A 20,771-nucleotide genomic window follows, 5' to 3' on the forward strand; every position below is an offset into this window, starting at 1 on the left:
AAGGGATCTTTGTGTCCGGGGGAGGGAATAGTGCTGCGGTCACACGGTCGCGTGAATCCGTGCTGTTTGCGCACGACCTTGGAATCTAAGGAAAAGTGCCCCAGGTGGGATTCGAACCCACACTGTCCGCTGTTTGAGAGCGGCCTCTCTAACCAGTTGGAGTACTGGGGCCTTAGAAAGGAAGGGTTCCCCCTGCCCTGCGTAGTGCCACCATATCGTAGCTAGGTAGGCTCGTGGGAGCTGTACCTGCCCTGAAACAAGGAGCCCCCGTGACCACCCCCGAGTCGCCCCAGCCCGCCGCCGACGACGACAAGTCGCACGTCCCGCCGCTGACGACCCGCGTCGTCATCGCCGAGGACGAGGCGCTCATCCGCCTCGACCTCAAAGAGATGCTCGAAGAAGAGGGGTACTCGGTCGTCGGTGAGGCCGGAGACGGGCAGCAGGCGGTCGAGCTGGCCCGGGAGCACAAGCCGGACCTGGTCATCCTCGATGTGAAGATGCCGGTCCTCGACGGGATCTCCGCAGCCGAGAAGATCGCGGAGGAGTCCATCGCGCCCGTCCTGATGCTCACCGCGTTCTCGCAGCGCGACCTCGTCGAGCGGGCCCGGGACGCCGGGGCGATGGCGTACCTCGTGAAGCCGTTCAGCAAGAGCGACGTCGTGCCGGCCATCGAGATGGCGGTGTCGCGGTTCGCGGAGCTGAAGGCGCTGGAGGGCGAGGTCGCGGACCTGTCGCAGCGGCTGGAGACACGGAAGCTCGTGGACCGGGCGAAGAGCATCCTGCAGACGGATTACGGGCTCTCCGAGCCGGCCGCGTTCCGGTGGATCCAGAAGACGTCGATGGACCGGCGGCTGTCGATGCAGCAGCTGGCGGAGGCGTTGATCGAGGACGCCGAGGAGAAGAAGCGGGCGGCGGAGTAGCCGTACCCGCACTCGTACGCGTACACGAAGAAGGCCCGCGTCCCGGAGCAGATCGTCCGGGGCGCGGGCCTTCGTCGTGTACGAGGTCAGTCCTCGCCGAGGTACGCCTTGCGGACGGACTCGTCGTGGAGGAGGTCCGCTCCGGTGCCGGAGAGGACGATCTTGCCGATCTCCATGACGTGGCCCTGGTCCGCGAGGGAGAGGGCGGCCTGGGCGTTCTGCTCGACGAGCAGGATCGTGGTGCCCGCGGCCTTGAGCTCGACGATGGTCTCCATGATCTTCTGCATCATGATCGGGGAGAGGCCCATGGAGGGTTCGTCGAGCATGAGCAGTTTGGGCTGGGACATGAGGGCGCGTCCCATGGCGAGCATCTGCTGTTCGCCGCCCGAGAGGGTTCCTGCGGCCTGCTTTCGGCGTTCCCCGAGAATGGGGAAGAGGTCGTAGGCGCGCTGGATGTCCTTTTCGATGCCTGCCTTGTCGTTGCGGAGGTAGGCGCCGAGGAGGAGGTTCTCGGTGATCGTCAGCCGGGGGAAGATGTGGCGGCCCTCGGGGGAGTGGGCGAGGCCCAGGGCGACGATCTTGTGTGCGGGGATGTTGGTGAGTGGTTTGCCCTCGAAGAGGATGCGTCCGCCGATGGGCTTGAGCAGTCCGGAGAGGGTGCGCAGGGTGGTGGTTTTGCCGGCGCCGTTGGTGCCGATGAGGGTGACCACCTGGCCGGCGTCCACGCTGAAGGAGATGCCTTTGACGGCTTCGATCTTGCCGTAGGCGACGCGGAGGTCCTCGACCTCGAGCAGTGCGGTCATCGGGTGTCCTCCTCCTCGGTGGTGGTGTTCTTGGTGCCGGTGTCGGCCCCGGTGTTTGTTTCGGCTTCGGCTTCCGCTTCTGCAACCGCTACTGCTTCTGCTTCTGCGGCTTCGACTTCGGCGACTTCTTCTGCGCCGGGGGCGCCTTCGAAGGGGGTACCGAGGTAGGCGGCGATGACGCGTTCGTCGCTCTGGACGACTTCGGCGGTGCCTTCGACGAGTTTTTCGCCTTGGACGAGGCAGGCGACGCGGTCGCTGAGGTTGAAGATGAAGCGCATGTCGTGCTCGATGACGAGGACGGCGATGCCCTGGTCCCGGATGGCGAAGATGAGTTCTTCGGTGACGCGGGTTTCCTGGGGGTTCATGCCGGCGGTGGGCTCGTCCAGGAGGAGGAGGCCGGGGTCGCTGGCGAGTGCGCGGGCGATTTCCAGCTTGCGCTGGTCTCCGTAGGGGAGGTTTCGCGCGAGGTGGTCGGCCTTGTCCTGGAGGCCGATGAACTCCAGGAGTTCCATGGCGCGTTCGCGGCTGCTGTTCTCGGCTTTGGTGTAGCCGGGGAGGCGCAGGAGTGCGGACCAGAGGCCTTCTTTGGTCCTGGTGTGGCGTCCGACGAGGACGTTTTCCAGGACGGTCATGTTGGCGAAGAGCCTGATGTTCTGGAAGGTGCGGGCGATGCCTGCCTTGGTGACGAGGTGGGGCTTGGGCGGCAGGACGGTGCCCTTGTAGCTGACCTTGCCCTCGGTGGGGACGTAGAGGCCGGTGAGGCAGTTGAAGAAGGTGGTTTTGCCGGCGCCGTTGGGGCCGATGAGTCCGACGATTTCGCCCGCGTTGACGGTGAGGTCGACGTTGCGTACGGCGGTGAGGCCGCCGAAGCGCATGGTGACGCCGCTGGCGTCGAGGACGGTGGTCGCGGTTTTCGTGGTGGTGGTCATGGTGTTCACGCCCCCGCCTTGGTGATGCCGGCGTCGGCTTCTTCGGGTTGCCGTGGTTCGGGTACGACGACGGTTTCGTCGTTCTCGTGGAATTCGAGCTGTTTCCGGCGGTCGGCGACCAGGCCTTCGGGGCGGAAGCGCATCAGGAGGATGAGCGCGATGCCGAAGAGGAAGAGCTGGTAGTCCTGCATGAACTGCAGTTTGGCCGGGATGAGGTAGAGCAGTGCGGCGCCGACGAAGGGTCCGCTGAGGGTTCCCATGCCGCCGAGGATGACGGCGGCGAGGAGGAAGGCGGAGTTCGGGGGTACGGAGCCGGCGAACTGGTACTGCTCGGGTGTCACGGTGTAGTTGACGTGTGACTGGACGGTGCCGGCGAGGCCGGCGAGGGTGGCGCCGAGGGCGAAGGCGAGGAGCTTGAGCCGGAAGGCGTTGATGCCCATGGCGGTGGCTGCGGTTTCGTCTTCGCGGATGGCGACCCAGGCGCGGCCGATGCGGGAGTCTCCGGAGCGGCGGAAGACGAGGACGACGACGGCGGTGACGACGAGCATCAGCAGGTAGTAGTTGGCCGGCCTGCTGAGGGTGAAGGGGCCGATGTCGTGGCTGAGTCCGAAGTCGATCCCGAACAGGTTGAGGTCGGGGATGCTGGGGATGCCTTGGGAGCCGTTGGTGAGGTCGGGTCCGCTGTTGCCGTTGAGGTTGTTGACGGTGACGCGGAAGATCTCTCCGAAGCCGAGTGTGACGATGGCGAGGTAGTCGCCGCGCAGTCGGAGGGTCGGGGCGCCGATGAGGACGCCGAAGATCAGTGAGACGGCGGCTCCGGTGAGGACGGCGGCCCAGAAGGGGAATTGGACGCCGATGGCGGAGAGGGGTGCGCCGGAGACGAGGGCGGCTGTGTAGGCGCCGACGCCGAGGAACGCGACGTAGCCGAGGTCGAGGAGGCCGGCGAGGCCGACGACGACGTTGAGGCCGAGTGCGACGGTGGCGAAGATGAGGATGTTCGCGCCGATGAGGGCGTATTCCGCGGTGTCCTGGGTGAAGGGGAAGCAGAAGGCTGCGGCCAGGGCTGCGGTGAGGGTGACGTTGCGGTGCTTCGTGGTCAGCGCGGTGATGCGGGCGATGAGGCCGGCCCGGGTGAGTGCGGTGAAGGCGAAGGCCGCAGTGATGAGGAAGCCGATGAACTGTTCGGATTCTTCGGTGGGGATGTCGACGCAGAAGGTGAAGATGTAGAGCGCGGCGCCGAAGGCTGCGGTGATGATGAGGATTTCGGCCCAGGCGGGGAGGGGCTTGGCGCGGCCTGCGGAGGGTGCGGCGAGGCTGTTGCGGAAGAGCTTCCAGGCGCCGGGCCGGGGTTCGGTGGTGGGGAGTGGTTCGTCGCTGGGGAGTCCGAGGGCGGCTACGAGGGCGATGAGTGCGCCGATGCCGCTGACCCAGGCTCCGGGTTCGAGGTTGACTACGCCGCCGAGCTCGTAGGTGATGGCGCCGATGGTGTAGCCGGTGACGCCGAGGGTGCCGAGGGCGAGGAGGCGTACGGGGCTGTTGGTGCCGCCGGGGGTGAGCCAGCGGAGGCCGGGGATGCCGTATCCGCAGAGGGTGAAGAGGAGGGTGAGGACGGCGCCGGTGAGGGTGAGGATCTGGAGGCCGCCGGGGTAGCCGGTGACGGTGAGGTCGCCGGGGAATTCGGAGGTCCAGGTCCAGGGGAGGAAGGTGCCGACGAGTGCGATGGCTGCGCCGGCGGCGGTGGCGATCCGGGCGATCGGTGCGGGGAGGGGGATGAGTGCTTTCTGGGTGGTCATCCGTATCACGCCCGATCCGCGACGCGTTCGCCGAGCAGGCCTTGGGGCCGGAGCAGGAGGACGACGATGAGGAGGACGAAGGCCCATACGTCCTTCCAGGCGCCGCCGCCGAAGAGGTCCATGCCGGGGACGTCGCTCATGTAGCCGGTGGCGAGGGATTCGGCGACGCCGAGTACGACTCCGCCGAGCATGGCGCCGTAGATGTTGCCGATGCCGCCGAGTACGGCTGCGGTGAAGGCTTTGAGGCCCATGATGAAGCCCATTTTGAAGCCGATCTGGCCGTTCTTGAGCCCGTAGGCGACGGCGGCGACGGCTGCGAACGCGGCACCGATGGCGAAGGCCATGACGATGATGCGGTCGGTGTTGATGCCCATGAGTTTCGCGGTGTCGGGGTCCTGGGAGGTGGCTTGCATGCCGCGGCCGGAGCGGGTCTTGGAGACGAAGAGGCCGAGGGCGATCATGCAGACGGGTGCGGCGATGAGGACGAAGAGGTCACCGCGCTGGATGTGGGCGCCGAAGATGTCGAATGCTTCGCCCTTGAACTGGGGGAAGGGTCGGTCCTTCGTGGCGTCGGGGTACCACTTCCAGATGGCCTGCTGCAGTGCGAGGGAGAGTCCGATCGCGGTGATCAGCGGGGCGAGTCTGGGGGCGGTGCGCAGGGGCCGGTAGGCGAAGCGTTCGGCTGCGACGCTGATGGCGACGGAGCATATGACGCCGCCGATGATCATGAGTGGGACGATTGCGAGGAGGTTGGCGCCGGCCGGCATCCAGAGGTACACGGTGAGAGCTCCGAAGCCTCCGATCATGAAGATCTCGCCGTGGGCGAAGTTGATGAGCTGGATGATTCCGTAGACCATCGTGTATCCGATCGCGATGAGTCCGTACATCGCGCCGAGGATGAGTCCATTGGCCAGCTGTTGCGGCAGTTCGTGCACCGCAGGGCCTCCGTGGAGTGGTTCGGATATGGCACCGCGCGGGAGCGCTCGTAGCGCTCCCGCGCGGTCTGGTGTCAGTCAGTGCGTGACCGGGAGCTTGTTACGGCTTGTAGGCCTCGCTGAGCTTGGATGCCCACTTGCCGCCGTCGACCTGGTAGGCGGTCATCATGGTGTTGGTGGTGTCGCCGAACTCGTCGAAGGAGACGGGGCCGGTGACGCCTTCGAAGCTGACCTTGCCGACGGCGTCGAGGACCTTGGTGCGGGCGTCGTCGGGGAGCTTGCCGTCGTTGGCTGCGACGACGGCCTTGACGGCCTCGATGATGGCCCAGGTGGCGTCGTAGGTGCCGCCGCCGTAGGCCTCGTAGGCGTCCTTGTATCCGGCGGTCTTGTAGTTCGCGATGAAGGTCTTGGCGGATTCGAGCTCTTCGACGGGCTTGCCGACGGAGGTGGCGATGTCGCCCTGGGCCTTCTTGTTGAGCTTGATGAAGTCGGCGCTGTACATGCCGTCGCCGCCCATGAGGGGGATCTGGACGCTGTCCTTGAGCTGCTGGCTCAGGGGTGCGCCGGCGGGGTACTCACCGCCGTAGTAGACGGCCTTGGCGCCGGACTTCTTGACCTTGGTGACGACTGCGTTGAAGTCGCGGTCGTCGGGGTTGACGTGGTCGGAGCCGACGATCTTTCCGCCGAGGCCGGTGAAGGTCGTCTTGAAGGAGGCTGCGAGACCGGCGCCGTAGGGCTTCTGGTCGTCGATGAGGTAGACCTGCTTGATCTTCGCGTTGTTGTACAGGTACTTCGCGGCGAAGGCGCCCTGGATCTGGTCCGTGGTGGCGGTGCGGAAGTAGGTCTTGAAGGGGCGCTTCTTGTCGCCGGTCTTCCAGTTGTCGCCCTGGGTCAGTTCGGTGCCCGTGTTGGCGGGGGAGATCTGGGTGAGGCCGGCGTCGTTGAGGGGCTTCTGCATCGACTGGGAGACGCCGGAGTTCAGCGGTCCGACGACGCCGAGGACCTTCTTGTTGTCGATGAACTTGGTGGCGTTCTGCTGGCCGACGGAGGGCTGGGCCTGGTCGTCGAGGGGCTGGACCTCGAACGTGATGCCCGGGACCGTCTTCTCCTTGTTCGCCGTTTTGGCGGCGAGGTCGGCGGAGTTCTTGATGCCGAGGCCGAGGGCGGAGAGGTCACCGGTGAGCGGCGCGTCGACGCCGATGACGACGGTCTGGTTGCCGCTGCTCTCGCTGCCCTTCTTGTCGTCGTCGCGCGACCCGCAGGCGGTGAGTGTCAGTGCTCCTGTGGTGAGCACTGTGGTGAGGATGAGCAAAGAACGGTGTCGCACGAAAAGTCCTTTCCCTGGCGCGGCCTCCTCTGCTTGAGGTGCCGTGTCGTTCGCCGGGCCGTACTGATTGGTACAGGGCCGTGCTGCAGACGCGCCCGGCGGCGCGGTGACTGGCGGTGACTCTAAGGGCAGGGATGGGGGTCGGGGATGGGGGTGGCGCAGGATGTGACTGTCTTGTTATGCCCTTGAGCAAGGCTTGAGGTGGCTGTGTGGACATGTACGGCTTTTTACCGGACGGTGAAGTGACCGCATGGTGAGAACGCGCAGCTCTGTTAAGGGGCTTGGGGTGATCTTGGTGCTGTCGCGTGAGGGGGGTGTGTGGAGGCGTGGGAGGGCGTGCCTCGGTGCCCGGTGCCTGCGGGGCCGGGTTCGTTTTGTTGCGTGGGGTGGATGCACATTGCGCGCTTGTTACGCAGTGTTACATCCGGCGCGGTGTGGTCGACGCGGTGTGGTGGGGGCGCAGGCGGGGCGTGGCAGATGAGTGGGCCATGGAACGGGGTGGGTGGTCAAGGGGGTTGGTTGCTGGTGTTGTGCAAGTTCGGTGTGTGTGGCGGTGGTTGTGCCCGGATATGGGTCTGCCCGGCCGGATTGGGGTTCCGGCCGGGCGGGGGTGGTGCGGGGTGGTGCGTGGTCAGGAGGCGTCGGTCCTGGGGGCGTCGCGGAGCAGGCAGGTGAGGCGGGCGGTACAGACGCGCTTGTCCTGTTCGTCGGTGACGACGATCTCGTACGTGGCGGTGGTGCGGCCGCGGTGTACGGGGGTGGCGACGCCGGTGACGTGGCCGCTTCGTACCCCTCGGTGGTGGGTGCAGTTCAGGTCGACGCCGACGGCGACCTTGGTTGCGCCGCCGTGGAGCATGGTGCCGACGGAGCCGAGGGTTTCGGCGAGGACGGCGGAGGCGCCGCCGTGCAGGAGTCCGTAGGGCTGGGTGTTGCCTTCGACGGGCATGGTGCCGACGACGCGGTCCGCGGAGGCTTCGGTGATCGTGACGCCCATGCGTTCGCCGAGGTGGCCTGCGGAGAAGAGGGCGGGCAGGTCGACGCCGAGGGCGGCGTACTCGTCGATGATCTCCTGGGGGAACTTGGGTGTGGTGTGCTCGCCCATGGGTCCGGCTCCGATCGTCTGCGGTGGTTCGCTGCTGTGTGCACGTTCTTGTGTGCGCACTGTTCATATCAGACGGCTGAGCGGGCGCTTAGTGCCGCCTGCCCGGGGTGTCAGCGCAGGTTCTCGAAGCGGACCACGACGGATTTGCTGGCGGGCGTGTTGCTGGTGTCGGCGGTGGAGCCGAGGGGGACCAGGACGTTGGTCTCGGGGTAGTAGGCGGCGGCGCAGCCGCGGGCGGTGGGGTAGTGGACGACGCGGAAGCCGGGGGCGCGTCGTTCGGCTCCGTCCTTCCATTCGCTGACGAGGTCGGCGTAGGTGCCGTCGGCGAGGCCGAGGGCGGTGGCGTCGTCGGGGTTGACGAGGACGACGCGGCGGCCGCCCTTGATGCCGCGGTAGCGGTCGTCGAGGCCGTAGATGGTGGTGTTGTACTGGTCGTGGGAGCGCAGGGTCTGCAACAGGAGGCGGCCTTCGGGGAGTTCGGGGAACTCGACGGGGGCGGCGGTGAAGTTGGCCTTGCCGGTGGCGGTGGGGAAGCGGCGGGAGTCGCGGGGGCCGTGCGGGAGGGTGAATCCGCCGGGGTGGGCGACGCGTTGGTTGAAGTTCTCGAAGCCGGGGACGACGCGGGAGATGCGGTCGCGGATCGTCGCGTAGTCCTTCTCGAACTCCTCCCAGGGTGTGGTGGACGCGGGGCCGAGTACGGCGCGGGCGAGGCGGGCGACGATGGCGGGTTCGGAGAGCAGGTGGGGGCTTGCGGGGGTGAGGTTGCCGCGGGAGGCGTGCACCATGCTCATGGAGTCCTCGACGGTGACGAACTGCTTGCCGCCGGCCTGGACGTCCTTGTCGGTGCGGCCCAGGGTGGGCAGGATCAGGGCCCGGGTGCCGGTGACGGCGTGGGAGCGGTTGAGTTTGGTCGAGACGTGGACGGTGAGGCGTGCGGTGCGCATCGCGGCCTCGGTGACGTCGGTGTCGGGGGAGGCGGCGACGAAGTTGCCGCCCATGGCGAAGAAGACCTTGGCGTCGCCGTCGCGCAGGGCCTGGATGGAGCGGACCACGTCGTAGCCGTGGTGCCGCGGTGAGGTGATGGAGAATTCCTTGTCGAGGGCGTCGAGGAATGCGGGTGCGGGCCGCTCGAAGATGCCCATGGTGCGGTCGCCCTGGACGTTGGAGTGGCCGCGGACGGGGCAGACTCCGGCGCCGGTGCGGCCGATGTTGCCGCGCAGCAGAAGGAAGTTGACGACTTCGCGGATGGTCGGCACGGAGTGCTTGTGCTGGGTGAGGCCCATGGCCCAGCACACGATGGTGCGCTTCGAGGCGAGGACCATGGCGAGGGCCTCTTCGATGGCGGTGCGGTCGAGGCCGGTCGCGGCGAGGGTCTGCTCCCAGTCGGCTTCGGCTGCCGCGGCGGCGAACTCCTCGTAGCCGTGGGTGTGGCCGGCCACGAACGTCTCGTCGACGGCGCCCTCGGTCTCCAGGATCATCTTGTTGAGGAGCCGGAAGAGGGCCTGGTCGCCGCCGATGCGGATCTGGAGGAAGAGGTCGTTGAGTGCCGCGCCCTTGACCATGCCGAGGGGGGTCTGCGGGTTCTTGAAGCGTTCCAGTCCGGCCTCGGGCAGCGGGTTCACCGAAATGATCTTCGCGCCGGACGACTTGGCCTTCTCCAGGGCGGAGAGCATCCGGGGGTGGTTGGTGCCGGGGTTCTGCCCGGCGACGATGATCAGGTCGGCGTGGTGGAGGTCTTCCAGGGAGACGGACCCCTTTCCGACGCCGATGGTCTCGGTGAGTGCCGAGCCGGAGGACTCGTGGCACATGTTGGAACAGTCGGGCAGGTTGTTCGTGCCGAATTCGCGGGCGAACAGCTGGAGGAGGAACGCGGCCTCGTTGCTGGTGCGCCCGGAGGTGTAGAAGAGCGCCTCGTCGGGGGAGGCGAGCGCGCCGAGCTCCTCGGCGATGACGGCGAAGGCGCGCTCCCAGGTCACGGCCTCGTACCGGTCGGCGCCCTCGGGCAGATACATAGGTTGCGTGATGCGTCCCTGCTGGCCGAGCCAGTAGCCGCTGCGGGTGGCGAGGTCGGCGAGCGGGTGCGCGGCGAAGAAGTCCGGGGTGACGCGGCGCAGGGTGGCTTCCTCGGCGACGGCCTTGGCGCCGTTCTCGCAGAATTCGGCGGTGTGCCGCTTGTCGCCCTCGGGCCAGGCGCAGCCGGGGCAGTCGAAGCCGTCCTTCTGGTTGACCTTGAGGAGGGTCTGCGCGGTGCGGCGGATGCCCATCTGCTGCTGGGCGATGCGCAGGCTGTGGGCGACGGCGGGCAGCCCGGCGGCGGCGTGCTGGGCCGGCTCGACCTGGGGTGCGTCCTGGACCGGGTCTCCTGCGGGCGGCTTGGTGGCCATCGTGCTCCCCTTCGGGCCTGCCGCGGACCTCGTGCGGTCCGCTGTGCGTGTTTCCTTCTTCTCGATCCTGGCACGCGGGGCGGGCGGGCCGCCCGGTGAGCGGTCGCCGGGCGGCCGGGGGCGGTCGACGGTCCGGATTGTCAGTGGTACGTGGCAGGATCGGGGTGTGGCTGAGACGGCATCGAAGAAGACGGCAGACAACCGACCGCGCCTGCTCCTGATGGACGGGCACTCCCTGGCGTACCGGGCGTTCTTTGCGCTGCCTGCGGAGAATTTCACGACGGGGGCGGGGCAGCCGACGAACGCGGTGTACGGCTTCGCGTCGATGCTCGCGAATACGTTGCGTGACGAGGCGCCGACGCATTTCGCGGTGGCGTTCGACGTGTCGCGCAAGACGTGGCGCTCGGAGGAGTTCCCCGAGTACAAGGCGAACCGGTCGAAGACGCCGGACGAGTTCAAGGGTCAGGTCGAGCTGATCGGCGAGCTGCTGGACGCGATGCACGCCGACCGTTTCGCGGTCGACGGCTTCGAGGCGGACGATGTCATCGCGACGCTGGCGACCCAGGCCGAGGCGGCCGGGTTCGAGGTGCTGATCGTCACGGGTGACCGTGACTCGTTCCAGCTGATCACGGACAATGTGACGGTGCTCTACCCGACCAAGGGTGTGTCGGAGCTGACGCGGTTCACCCCGGCGAAGGTCGAGGAGAAGTACGGGCTCACTCCGCAGCAGTATCCGGACTTCGCCGCGCTGCGCGGTGACCCGTCGGACAACCTTCCGGGCATTCCCGGGGTGGGTGAGAAGACGGCCGCGAAGTGGATCAACCAGTTCGGTTCGTTCGACGAGCTGGTGGCGCGGGCCGAGGAGGTCAAGGGGAAGGCCGGGCAGAATTTCCGCGACCACCTGGACGCGGTGCGGCTGAACCGGCGGCTGACCGAGATGGTCCGCGATGTGGAGCTGCCGAAGACCCCGTCCGATCTGGAGCGTGCTCCGTACGACCGCACGGCGGTCACCGGGGTGCTCGATGTGCTGGAGATCCGCAACCCGAGCCTGCGGGAGCGGCTGCTCGCGGTGGACCCGGGCAAGGCCGAGGACGAGGCCCCGGTGCCCGCCGCGGGTGTCGAGCTGGACGGTTCGGTGCTGGGTGCGGGTGAGCTCGCCCCGTGGCTGGCCGAGCACGGCGCCCAGCCGCTCGGTGTCGCCACGGTGGACACCTGGGCGCTCGGCAGTGGCACGGTCACCGAGATCGCGCTCGCCGCGGCCGGCGGGGCCGCCGCGTGGTTCGACCCGGCGCTGCTCGACGCGGCCGACGAGCAGGCGTTCGCGGCGTGGATCGCGGACGCGGACCGGCCGAAGGTCATGCACAACGCGAAGAGCGTCATGCGGGTCTTCCCGGAGCACGGCTGGCGGACCGAGGGCGTCTCGATGGACACCGCGCTCGCCGCCTATCTGGTCAAGCCGGGCCGGCGTTCCTTCGCGCTGGACGCCCTCGCCGTGGAGTACCTGGGCCGTGAGCTCGCCCCGGCGTCCTCGTCCGACGGGCAGCTGGCGTTCGGCGCGGACGACCAGGCCGAGGCCGACGCCCTGATGACGCAGGCGCGTGCCGTCCTGGACCTGGGCGACGCGTTCACGACGCGGCTCAAGGAGGTCGGTGCCGCCGAGCTGCTGCACGACATGGAGCTGCCGACGTCGATCCTGCTGGCCCGTCTGGAGCGGCACGGCATCGCGGCGGACCGGTCCCATCTGGAGGGCATGGAGCAGCAGTTCGCGGGCGCCGTGCAGCAGGCGGTGAAGGAGGCGCACGCCGCGGTGGGCCGCGAGTTCAATCTCGGTTCGCCCAAGCAGCTCCAGGAAGTCCTCTTCGGCGAGCTGGGCCTGCCGAAGACGAAGAAGACGAAGACGGGCTACACGACGGACGCGGACGCGCTGGCGTGGCTGGCCGCGCAGACCGAGCACGAGCTGCCGGTCATCATGCTGCGCCACCGCGAGCAGGCGAAGCTGCGGGTCACTGTCGAGGGCCTGGTCAAGACGATCGCGGCGGACGGCCGTATCCACACCACGTTCAACCAGACGGTGGCGGCGACCGGCCGGCTGTCCTCCACCGACCCCAATCTGCAGAACATCCCCGTCCGTACGGACGAGGGCCGGGCGATTCGCCGGGGCTTCGTCGTCGGCGAGGGTTTCGAGACGCTGATGACGGCGGACTACAGCCAGATCGAGCTGCGGGTGATGGCCCACCTCTCCGAGGACGCGGGCCTGATCGAGGCGTTCACGTCGGGTGAGGACCTGCACACCACGGTCGCCTCCCAGGTCTTCGGCGTCGACAAGTCCGCGGTCGACCCGGAGATGCGGCGCAAGATCAAGGCCATGAGTTACGGGCTGGCGTACGGGCTGTCCGCGTTCGGTCTGTCCCAGCAGCTGAACATCGAGGCGGGCGAGGCCCGGGGCCTGATGGACACGTACTTCGAGCGGTTCGGCGGAGTCCGTGACTATCTGCACCGGGTGGTGGAGGAGGCCCGCGCCACCGGCTACACGGAGACGGTCTTCGGGCGCCGCCGCTATCTGCCGGACCTCAACAGCGACAACCGCCAGCGCCGTGAGACGGCCGAGCGGATGGCGCTCAACGCACCGATCCAGGGCACGGCCGCGGACATCGTCAAGGTCGCCATGCTCCACGTCGACCGCGCGCTGACCGAGGCGAAGCTGAAGTCGCGGATGCTGCTCCAGGTGCACGACGAAATCGTGCTGGAGATCGCCACGGGCGAGCGGGAGCGGGTGGAGGAGATCCTGCGTCACGAGATGGCGACGGCGGTGCAACTGCGGGCGCCGCTGGACGTGTCGGTCGGGGTGGGCACGGACTGGGAGTCCGCCGCGCACTGACGTAACGCGGGTCTATGCCGGGGTGCTGCGCCCGCCCCGACGTAAGGCGGGTCTTTGCCGGGGTGCCGCGCCCGCACTGACGCGTCGCGGGTCTTTGGCCGGGGTGCTGGCTCTCGGCCGCCGGCCTCTCAGTCGCCGGTCCGGCTCGTGTCCCGGGCCGGACCGGCGACGGGGGGCGCCGGTGTGCCGGCGCCCCGGCTGCGGAGTCGCATCCCCACCCCGTACAACACGAGTCCGACCGCCAGCCCGGCGCCCGCGCCGAAGCAGGCGGTCGGAACGATGTCGAGCGGTGTGCTGACGTGTCCGAAGTACGCGTACCAGCGCGCGCAGCGGTGCACGATGCCCAGCAGGACGCACAGCCCGAGGAGCGCACAGGCCCACCACCGCGCCCGCCGGTCCAGGACGGGCAGTGACGCCGGTGCCGGCCGGGCCCCGGTGCGGCGCAGCCCCGACATGGTGAACCACACGAGCACGGTGAGCGCCAGGGCCGAACTGCCGTACTGCACCAGCTGGAACACCGGGTATCCGGCGGTGTTCCGCCCGAGCACGGGCACCAGTCGCACCCCCCACCGGTCGTGGTGGGTGAAGGCGTCCCAGGCGACATGGGTGGCGGCACCGATGACGGCCGACACCACGAACCACGCGGCGTCCCGCAGGCCCCGCGGCCCCTGTTCCGGTGGGCGCCGGGCTCCGCGTACCCACGCGTGTACGCGCCCCCGCCATGGGGCGGGCAGCAGTGCCACGAGGGGTTCGCGCAGCAGCAGCCAGAGTGCCACGGTCGCCGCGGTGATCAGGACGTCCACCGTGAACACCCCCCACCACGCGTGGGTGACCTGCCCGAACTCCATGGCGCCGGGGATCGCGGTGTCCGCGTAGTACGTCATGTCGGGGGCGAACGAGCCGGCGACGAGAGCCGAGGCGAGAAACGGCCCGTGCCCTGTTCCGTTGCGGCGGATCCCCGGGAGGACGGCTGCGGCGTGGCTGAGCGTGAACGGCATGGGAGAAGTATGAGTGAGCTGCCGTCACGGACCCCTCGCGAACTGGACAACGTGCTGGCCGGAAGGTGAGAAACCGGTAAGAAGCGGTCCGGCCGCCGTGTTCGGTGCGCACAAGTTGCCGTAGGGTCGCCTGAGTCCAGGCGCAGGGGAGCGCGGACAGCCGACGACGGGGAGGGCCCAGACGTTATGGCAGCGCAATTCGGCCGCCGACTGCGCAGAGGGGCGACCACGACTGCCGTGGCCGCCGCCGCTGTGGCGGCGCTTACCGCTTCGCAGGGTCCCGGTTCACCGCTGGTGGCGTCAGAGGGTGACCAGTCGAACCAGCCGACCGCCGGTTCGGCGCCCTCGGGTGACGGTGCCGCGTCCGGCAACTCGCCTTATTTCACCGACCTGCCGCCGCTGAACACGCCCAACAAGCCGGGCACCTCCGTCAATCTGCCCGTGACAGGCAGTGCGGAATCGGGCATTCCGGCCTCGATCCTGGCGGCGTACAAGAAGGCCCAGCAGGCCGTCGCGGGTACGGACGCCGCCTGCCGGCTGCCGTGGCAGCTCCTCGCCGCGATCGGCAAGGTCGAGTCGGGCCAGGCCCGCGGTGGCCGCGTCGACGCGCAGGGCACCACGTTCTCCCCGATCCTCGGACCGGCCCTCAACGGCCAGGGCTTCGCCCTGATCAAGGACACGGACAACGGCGTCTACGACGGTGACTCGACGCACGACCGTGCGGTCGGCCCGATGCAGTTCATTCCGTCCACATGGGCGACCTGGGGCCAGGACGGCAACGCCGACGGCCGTAAGGACCCCAACAACATCTACGACGCGGCGCTCGCCGCCGGGCGCTATCTCTGCGCCGGCTCCCGGGACCTGTCGCTCGCCGCCGACCTGGACCGGGCGGTTCTGAGCTACAACCACTCGGACGAGTACCTGCGTACCGTCCGTACCTGGTTCGAGTACTACAACCGGGGCACCCACGAGGTGCCGGACGGCACGGGCGTCCTGCCGACCGAAAACAGCACGGGAACCCACCGGGGCGGCTCCGACGGCCCGCACACCACCCCGTCGACCTCGCCGACGCCCACCCCGACGCCCACGCCCACCCCGACGCCTTCGCCGAAGCCCCCGGCGAAGCCGAGCCCCGGTCCCACCGATCCGAGCACGCCGACGACGCCTCCCACGACGCCCACGCCCACCCCGTCCCCGGTCCTGGCCGCGGTGCAGAACGCGGGCACCGGCGAGCTGACCGCCACGGCGGGCGACGCCTTCGCCGAGCGGATCAAGGTCCGGGCGAAGAGCGACCGCGGCACTCCGCTCGCCAAGGTGTCCGTGACCTTCACCGTCGTCGGTGACACGGACGCCGCGTTCGACGGCGCGAAGAGCACCGTCACCCTCGTCACGGGGACCGACGGCACGGTCACCGCACCGGTGCTGCGGGCGGGCGAGAAGACGGGCGGGTTCACCGTGACCGCGACGGCCACCGGCAGTTCGCTGCCCGCCGTCACGTACGAGGCGACCGTCACCGCCCGGCAGGCCGACGCCATCGCCAGGACGGGCACCGCGGACCTGACCGCCGTGGCGGGCCAGACGTTCGCCGACGTCACGGCCGAGGCCACGTACAAGGGCGCGGTCGCCGACGGGGTCGCCGTCACGGCCACCATGATCACCGATGGTGACGAGCCGGTCGAGAACGACAAGGGCCCCTACTTCACGAACGACGACGGCGACCCGGTCCGCACCCTCGTGCTGACCACGGACGCCGACGGCAAGGTCGCCCTGCCGAAGATCTACGCCGACGGCGCCGCGGGCACGTACAAGCTGCGCCTGACCACCGAGGGCGGCGCCACCGTCGTCATCGAGCTCACGGTCGAGGCCCCTGCTGCCGCCTGACCTCGCGCACCTGGGCTCACCACGCCCGGAACAGCCCCTTCGCCGGCTCCCGGCCAAGGGGCTGTTCTACGTGTTCTCATCTCGCGCCCCGGTTGCTACGGTGCCCCAGCCCTGACGACCCATCAGTTCTGAGCTCCCGGGAGGCCGAGCATGCGCGCCCTGATTGCCGCTGCCATCGGACTGGCCGCCGCCCTCGCCCTCGTACTCACCATCAGCGCGATCGGCGCACCGCCCGGCGAGACCTCGCCCAAACCCCTGCTGACCACGGTCCCGGGTCCGAAGCAGTAGCCGACCGCACCGAGAAGCAACCGTCCGCACCACGTCATGCGGACGGAATGCAGAGGGAGGACACCCATGCGCCGCCGAGCCAGCCTCGTACTCCTGGCCTTCGCCGTCTTCTTCGCCGCGCTGTCACCACTGCTGCGCTGGTACGCCTTCCCGCGGCTCGCGAAGATCCCGCCGAACCAGTACCAGGAGACCGTGCTGGAGGCGAAGCCGGCGACCCTCCTCGACTACAGCACCCTGAAGGCCGAGAAGGTCGACAAGATCACCATCGTGCAGACCCTCAAGGGCAATGTGGAGGAGTCGGAGAAGATCGAGCGCAGCGCCGGCCGTGACGTCGTCGTGTGGGACGCGCTGTCCTATGTGCAGGGCCCCGACGGCAAGATGGTCTCCAAGATCCCCGAGCGCTACATCTTCGACGCGCACAGCCAGGACCCGGTCCACGCCACGGGCGAATCGGTCGACGGCGACGCGGTGAACCGCGAGGGCATCGAGTTCAAGTGGCCCTTCCTCACCGAGAAGCGAGACTACGAGTACTTCGACGCCCAGACCCGTACGAGCTCGCCCATCCACTACATGGGAACGCAGGACTTCCGGGGCATGGAGGTCTACTACTTCGAGCAGACCGTTCCGTGGACCAAGGTCCCCATGCCGAAGACCATGCCGATCAAGGACATCACCCCGGCGCAGATCGCCAAGATCGGCATCACCCGCTGGTACACGACCAAGCGGATGTTCTGGGTCGACCCCGTCACCGGGGCCCCGGTCAACGGCGAGGAGATCCACCGGGAGGAGCTGCGGAACGCGAAGGCGATGGGCCTGGCCCAGGACACCGTCACCGTGTTCGCCGGGCATGTGAAGATGCGCGAGGACTACATCGTCTCGATCGTCGACCTGGTCAAGTCCCAGCGGCTGCTCGTCCTGCTGCTGACCTCGTACCTGCCCTGGGGCTTCCTCGTCCTCGCCATGGCGCTGCTGGCCCTGTCGCTGTGGCTGGAGGCGCGCTCGCGGCGGCCGGGCGAGGCGGAGACGGTCAGGCAGAAGGAACCGGAACCCGCCCCTACTCCCGCCTGAGCCGCGCCTTCGTGAACCGGGTCGCCTCCACCGTCGTCGGGTCCTCGGGCCACGGGTGCCGCGGATAGCGGCCGCGCAGCTCCGCCCGCACCGCCTTGTAGCCCTCACGCCAGAACGACGCCAGATCCGCCGTCACCGCCGCCGGACGGCCTGCGGGGGAGAGCAGGTGCACCAGGACCGGGACCCCCGCGACCCGCGGGGTTTCCTGGAGGCCGAACAGCTCCTGGAGCTTCACCGCGAGCACGGGCTGGGCGCCGCCGTACTCCACCCTGATCCGCGAACCGCTCGGCACCTCGATCCGCTCCGGGGCCAGTTCGTCCAGCCGGGCCGCCTCACCGGTCGCCCACGGCAGCAGCCTGCGCAGCGCCTGCCCCGCGTCGATCCCGGCCAGGTCGGAGCGGCGGCGGGCCCGTGACAGCTCGGGCTCCAGCCACTGCTCCGTGCGGTCCAGCAGCGCCTCGTCCGAGACGTCCGGCCACGGCGCACCGAGCTCCCGGTGCAGAAAAGCCAGCCGCTCCCGCAGCTGCCCCGTGTCGCGGTTCCAGCGCAGCAGCCCGAGGCCCTCCCGCCGCAGCCCTTCCACCAGGGCCTCGCGGACCAGCGCGGGATCCGGCCGCTTCAGCGGGCGCGCCGACAGCTCGACCGCGCCGAGGCGCTCCACCCGGCGGGCCACCAGGTCGCGGCCGTCCCAGCGGACCTCCTCGCCCGCGAACAGCAGATGCCCAGCGGCCAGGCGTGCCGTGTCCTCGTCGATGACGGCGGCGAGCCGGACCTGCGCCGATGCCGCGTGGGACGGGCGGTCGGCGACCGCGACCGCCAGCCACGGCGCGCTGCGCAGCCGCGAGCCTTCCCGCAGCTCCGCGCCCGTGCCGGACGCCATCAGGAACGTTCCCTCGCCCCGGGCCCGCGCCACCCGCTCGGGAAACGCCAGGGCGGCCACCAGGCCGACGGCGGCGTCGTCCGTGCCGGAACCGCCGGTCCCGGCGCCCTTGGACGAGGAGGACAGCCGCCGCACCTCCTGGCGCCAGCGCGCCGCGTAACCGTCCTTGCCCAGCCGTGCGGTACGCAGCGCGGCGGCCAGGTCGTCCCCGTAGTCCCGCGGCGGCTCCTCGCTCAGCAGCGCGACCACTTCCGCGGCCCGGCGCCCGCCGACCTCGGCCGCCCCGTCCAGCAGGGCCCTGGCCAGCCGGGGATGCAGCCCCAGCCGGGACATACGTACGCCCCGGTCGGTTACCCGCCCGTCCGCCTCCACCGCGCCGACCGCCGTCAGCACCTCGCGGGCCGCGGCCATCGCCCCGGCCGGCGGCGGGTCCAGCAGTGCGAGTCCCGTGGCGTCCGGATCGCCCCAGCAGGCCGCCTGGAGGGCGAACGCCGCCAGATCGGCGACCTTGATCTCGGGGGAGGGGAACCGGGCGAGCCGCCCGTCCTCGGCCTGCTCCCAGCAGCGGTAGACCGTCCCGGGAGCCTCACGCCCGGCGCGGCCCGCCCGCTGGCGGCCCGCCGCCTGCGAGGCCCGTACCGTCGTCAGGGCGCTCAGCCCCCGTGCGTGGTCGGTGCGCGGCTCCCTGGCCAGCCCCGAGTCGACGACGGTCCGCACCCCCGGAACGGTCAGCGACGACTCCGCCACCGAGGTCGCCAGCACCACCCGCCGCCCCTCGGACGAACCCGCCAGCACCGCGTCCTGCACCGCGGCCGGGGCCCGCCCGTGTACCTGGAGCACCTCCGCCGCCACCCCGGACAGCTGCCCGGCCACCCTGCCGATCTCGCCGACGCCGGGCAGGAAGCACAGCACGTCGCCGGCCCGCTCGGCCAGCGCCCGCCGCACCACGGCGGCGACATGGCTCAGCAGCGCCGGATCGACCCGCATCCCGTGCGGCGGCCGTACCGGCCGGACGGGCGGGGCCCACACCACCTCCACGGGGTGCGACACGCCCTGCGCCTCGATCACCGGTGCGTCGCCGAGCAGCCGGGCCCAGCCCTGCGCGTCCGTGGTCGCCGACGCGGCGACCAGGCGCAGGTCGGGGCGGAGCGCCTCGCGTACGTCCAGGAGGAACGCGGCCACGGTGTCCGCGTCAAGATGGCGCTCGTGGCACTCGTCGATGATCACCGCATCGATGCCGGCGAGCTCCTGGTCGCGCTGGAGCCGCTGGAGCAGCACCCCGGTGGTGACGACCTCCACCACAGTGTCCGGCCCCACCACCCGCTCCCCGCGCACGGTGAACCCGACGCGTTCACCGGCCCGCTCGCCGAGCAGCCACGCCATGCGCCGGGCGGCCGCCCGCGCGGCGATCCGCCGGGGTTCGGCGACCACGACCCGGCGCACCGGTCCCTCCCCGGTCAGGCCGGCGAGGACGAGGGGGACGAGGGTCGTCTTGCCCGTGCCGGGCGGCGCGCACAGCACCGCGACCCCGCGGTCGTCGAGCGCCTGCCGCAGCGCGGGCACGGCGGTGCGGACGGGCAACTGGTCCAGGGCGTCGGTACGGATCACGCACTCAGTCTCGTACGGCGGGGCCCCGCCGCCCGCACCGGCCGGTGTCTCAGTCCCGTACGCAGACGAAGATCGCGGTCCCCGGGATCAGGTTGCCCCGCAGCGGTGACCAGCCGCCCCACTCCTGGTTGTTCCACGCCGGCCACTCCGGCTCGACCAGGTCGGCCAGGCGGAAGCCGCCCGCCACCACGTCCCGCACCCGGTCGCCGAGCGTGCGGTGGTGCTCCACGTACACCGCGTCGCCCCGCTCGTCCTGCTCGACGTAGGGGGTGCGGTCGAAGTACGAGGCGGCGACGGACAGGCCCTCGGGGCCCGGTTCGTCCGGGAAGGCCCAGCGGAGCGGATGCGTGACGGAGAAGACCCAGCGGCCACCGGGGCGCAGCACCCGGTGGACCTCGCGGAACACCTGGACCGGGTCGGCGACGAACGGCACCGCGCCGTAGGCGGAGCAGGCCAGGTCGAAGGAGCCGTCCCGGAAGGGCAGCACCCCGGCGTCCGCCTCGACCAGGGGGATGCCCTCGCCGATCCGCAGCGCGTGCTGGAGCTGGCGGTGGGAGAGGTCGAGGGCGACCGGCCGGGCGCCCTGAGCGGCCAGCCAGCGCGAACACTGCGCGGCACCGGCGCCGATCTCCAGGACGTCCAGGCCCTTCAGCGACTCCGCGGGGCCGAGGAGAGCGGCCTCGGCCTCGTCGAGGCCTTCCGGACCCCAGACGAAGCGGTCGTCGCCGAGGAAGCCGCCGTGGTCGTTCTGGTACTCGTCCGCGTTCCTGTCCCACCAGCCGCGGCTGGCCCGGCTGCTCTCGGCCTCGCCGGCGCTGCGGCGTGTCGCCTCGGGTTCGGCCGCGTAGATCTCTTGGCTCATCGTGTCCGTCGTTGTAGTTTGCCTTCACCCCGTCGTACGCGGTACGTACTAGGGAAACCTGTGTGCACGGAACCCGTGTGTCCGGAACATTTCCGGGGCCGATGTGGCCTCGGAG

At 69.8% G+C, this 20,771-nt stretch carries 15 protein-coding genes and 1 tRNA gene; 5 read left to right on the plus strand and 11 right to left on the minus strand.

From position 1 onward, the window contains the following. Positions 1–96 precede the first annotated feature (96 nt). Positions 97–171: transfer RNA gene (locus ACIOEW_RS05025), tRNA-Leu, on the minus strand. A 98-nt stretch (positions 172–269) separates the two neighbouring features. Here ACIOEW_RS05025 and ACIOEW_RS05030 point away from each other — a divergent pair. Further along, positions 270–920, plus strand: coding sequence for a response regulator (locus ACIOEW_RS05030; protein WP_326735623.1), 651 nt, complete (start codon positions 270–272; stop codon positions 918–920). 86 nt (positions 921–1,006) lie between these two features. Here the strand turns inward: ACIOEW_RS05030 and ACIOEW_RS05035 are convergent, their stop codons facing one another. From ACIOEW_RS05035 to ACIOEW_RS05065, 7 genes are all read right to left on the minus strand, one after another. Next, positions 1,007–1,723 carry an ABC transporter ATP-binding protein gene (locus ACIOEW_RS05035; RefSeq protein WP_362551432.1) on the minus strand — a complete coding sequence of 239 codons (717 nt, stop codon included), beginning with the start codon at positions 1,721–1,723 and terminating at the stop codon, positions 1,007–1,009. Then, complete coding sequence (locus ACIOEW_RS05040) at positions 1,720–2,652, minus strand: ABC transporter ATP-binding protein (RefSeq protein WP_401961567.1); 933 nt, start codon at positions 2,650–2,652, stop codon at positions 1,720–1,722. The genes ACIOEW_RS05035 and ACIOEW_RS05040 overlap by 4 nt, the downstream gene beginning before the upstream one ends. A 5-nt stretch (positions 2,653–2,657) precedes the next feature. Then, positions 2,658–4,445: a branched-chain amino acid ABC transporter permease gene (locus ACIOEW_RS05045; protein WP_401961309.1), complete on the minus strand. Its 1,788-nt coding sequence runs from the start codon at positions 4,443–4,445 to the stop codon at positions 2,658–2,660. 5 nt (positions 4,446–4,450) lie between these two features. Beyond that, positions 4,451–5,380: a branched-chain amino acid ABC transporter permease gene (locus ACIOEW_RS05050; protein WP_350988694.1), complete on the minus strand. Its 930-nt coding sequence runs from the start codon at positions 5,378–5,380 to the stop codon at positions 4,451–4,453. 100 nt (positions 5,381–5,480) lie between these two features. Then, the gene (locus ACIOEW_RS05055; protein WP_362551564.1) at positions 5,481–6,692 is read right to left on the minus strand and encodes a branched-chain amino acid ABC transporter substrate-binding protein; all 1,212 of its coding nucleotides are present in this window, start codon (positions 6,690–6,692) and stop codon (positions 5,481–5,483) included. Between the two features lie 646 nt (positions 6,693–7,338). Continuing rightward, positions 7,339–7,809 (minus strand): PaaI family thioesterase, encoded by a 471-nt coding sequence (locus tag ACIOEW_RS05060; RefSeq protein WP_401961313.1) that lies wholly within the window; start codon positions 7,807–7,809, stop codon positions 7,339–7,341. Positions 7,810–7,919: 110 nt separating this feature from the next. Further along, positions 7,920–10,193, minus strand: coding sequence for an FdhF/YdeP family oxidoreductase (locus ACIOEW_RS05065; RefSeq protein ID WP_401961316.1), 2,274 nt, complete (start codon positions 10,191–10,193; stop codon positions 7,920–7,922). A 166-nt stretch (positions 10,194–10,359) separates the two neighbouring features. Between ACIOEW_RS05065 and polA the strand changes: the two genes are divergently transcribed. Continuing rightward, positions 10,360–13,071, plus strand: coding sequence for a DNA polymerase I (gene polA, locus ACIOEW_RS05070; protein ID WP_401961319.1), 2,712 nt, complete (start codon positions 10,360–10,362; stop codon positions 13,069–13,071). Positions 13,072–13,199: 128 nt separating this feature from the next. Here the strand turns inward: polA and ACIOEW_RS05075 are convergent, their stop codons facing one another. Beyond that, a complete protein-coding gene (locus tag ACIOEW_RS05075; protein WP_401961322.1) occupies positions 13,200–14,069 on the minus strand; it encodes a DUF4184 family protein in 870 nt (289 codons plus the stop codon). 186 nt (positions 14,070–14,255) lie between these two features. Between ACIOEW_RS05075 and ACIOEW_RS05080 the strand changes: the two genes are divergently transcribed. From ACIOEW_RS05080 to ACIOEW_RS05090, 3 genes are all read left to right on the plus strand, one after another. Further along, positions 14,256–15,950: a lytic transglycosylase gene (locus tag ACIOEW_RS05080; protein WP_401961325.1), complete on the plus strand. Its 1,695-nt coding sequence runs from the start codon at positions 14,256–14,258 to the stop codon at positions 15,948–15,950. Positions 15,951–16,100: 150 nt separating this feature from the next. After that, entirely contained in the window at positions 16,101–16,238 is a 138-nt protein-coding gene (locus ACIOEW_RS05085; protein ID WP_350988706.1) for an SPW_0924 family protein, read from the plus strand. Between the two features lie 66 nt (positions 16,239–16,304). Beyond that, entirely contained in the window at positions 16,305–17,306 is a 1,002-nt protein-coding gene (locus ACIOEW_RS05090) for a DUF3068 domain-containing protein (RefSeq protein ID WP_401961327.1), read from the plus strand. On the opposite strand, the gene hrpB is transcribed toward ACIOEW_RS05090, so the two are convergent. Both hrpB and ACIOEW_RS05100 read right to left on the minus strand, forming a co-directional pair. Then, entirely contained in the window at positions 17,293–19,794 is a 2,502-nt protein-coding gene (hrpB, locus tag ACIOEW_RS05095; RefSeq protein WP_401961330.1) for an ATP-dependent helicase HrpB, read from the minus strand. The two genes, ACIOEW_RS05090 and hrpB, sit on opposite strands and share 14 nt — an antisense overlap. A 49-nt stretch (positions 19,795–19,843) precedes the next feature. Next, positions 19,844–20,656: a class I SAM-dependent methyltransferase gene (locus ACIOEW_RS05100; RefSeq protein ID WP_401961332.1), complete on the minus strand. Its 813-nt coding sequence runs from the start codon at positions 20,654–20,656 to the stop codon at positions 19,844–19,846. Between the last annotated feature and the right edge of the window lie 115 nt (positions 20,657–20,771).

It is taken from the genome of Streptomyces sp. NPDC087901 (genome assembly GCF_044742205.1).
Lineage (GTDB): Bacteria > Actinomycetota > Actinomycetes > Streptomycetales > Streptomycetaceae > Streptomyces.